Genomic DNA, 1752 nt, shown 5'->3' with positions numbered 1-1752 from the left:
TTCGTCACCGCGGCCAGCCTGTTCGACGGCCACGACGCGGCGATCAACATCATGCGGCGGATCATCCAGTCGCAGGGCGCGGAGGTGATCCACCTCGGCCACAACCGCTCGGTGGAGGACGTGGTGCGCGCCGCGCTGCAGGAAGACGCCGACGCGATCGCGCTGTCGTCCTACCAGGGCGGCCACGTCGAATACTTCAAGTACATGGTCGACATGCTGCGCGAGCGCGGCGCCGGCCACGTGCGCGTGTTCGGCGGCGGCGGCGGCACCATCACGCCGGAGGAGATCCGGGAGCTGCAGGCCTACGGGGTCGAGCGCATCTACCACCCAAACGACGGCATGAAGCTCGGCCTGGTCGAGATGATCGAGGACGTGATGCAGCGCGCCGGCAGCGCCGCCGCGAAGCGCGCCGAAGCCGAGTGCTCCGCATCGAAGCAGCGCGCCGTGCCCAAGGTCGACATCGACGACGAGATCTCGATCGGCCACATGCTCTCGGCCATCGAGGAAGGCAAGCTCAGCGATAGCGAGCTCGACCGCCAGCGCAAGCAGTGGAAGCTGGCCGGCAAGGCCACGCCCGTGCTCGGCCTCACCGGCACCGGCGGCGCCGGCAAGTCGTCGGTGGTGGACGAACTGCTGCTGCGCTTCCTGCACGCGTTCCCGCACATGCGCATCGCCGTGCTCGCGGTCGATCCGACCCGTCGCCGTTCCGGCGGAGCCCTGCTGGGCGACCGCATCCGCATGAACTCGCTGCGGTCCCATCGCGTCTACATGCGCTCGATGGCCACCCGCCGCCAGCACGCCGCCACCAGCGTGGTGCTGCACGACTGCATCGACTTCCTGAAGAGCCAGCCGTACGACCTGGTGATCGTCGAAACCGCCGGCATCGGCCAGAGCGATTCGGAGATCGTCGACCTGGTCGACTTCCCGGTCTACGTGATGACCAGCGACTACGGCGCGGCCAGCCAGCTGGAGAAGATCGACATGATCGACTTCGCCGAGCTGGTGGTGCTGAACAAGTTCGACAAGCGCGGCGCCGAGGACGCGCTGCGCGACGTGCGCAAGCAGTGGAAGCGCAACCACACCGCGTTCAAGGTGGCCGACGAGGACGTGCCGGTCTATCCGACCATCGCCAGCCAGTTCAACGACCCGGGCGTGACCTGGATGTTCGCCAACCTGTGCCGCCTGCTGCGCGAGAAGCTCCATCTTGAACCCTCCCCTTCCAGGGGCGGGCAGGGTGGGGTTGCTTCGGCCGTGCATTGCGACTGGAAGCCGCAGCTCGACACCACGCTGAAGGAGCCGCGCGCCACCGTGCTGATCCCCGGCAGCCGCGTGCGCTACCTCGCCGAGATCGCCGAGCAGGGCCGCGGCATCAACGCGGGCATCGCGCACCAGGCCGAATACGCCAGCAAGGCGCAGCACTACTACGAGGCGCTGAAGGAACTGGGCGACGAGAAGCTGCCGCGCCCGCTGGAGCTGTACCGCAGCGCCGACTTGCAAATGCCGCCAACCTCCCAGTCCGTCATCCCGGCGCAGGCCGGGATCGCATCACCCACGGACGAGCAGCCGAAGAGCGATGCCGGCCTGCGCCGGCATGACGAGCACGGCGTGGACCGCAGCCTCCTGCGCCTGCGCCAGCGCTACAACGCCGCGCTGAAGGAACTCAGCCACGAGGCGATCCACCAGCTGCGCGAGTGGCCGGCGCTGTACGCCTCGGTCACCGCCGACGTCAACGAATACAAGGTGCGCGACAAG

Annotated in this window: 1 protein-coding gene; it reads left to right on the top strand. The window is 68.3% G+C overall.

Going from position 1 to position 1752, the window contains the following annotated elements; all coding sequences use genetic code 11:
• Positions 1-1752, top strand: a 1752-nt coding sequence (locus AC1Q5A_RS16575) for a cobalamin-dependent protein (RefSeq protein WP_492702568.1), incomplete at both ends; no start/stop codon positions are given.

This window comes from Rhodanobacter sp. GW835-FHT13D09, assembly GCF_058793995.1.
The sequence above is the reverse complement of the archived record's forward strand: the minus strand, read 5'-3'. Positions and strand labels throughout refer to the sequence as shown.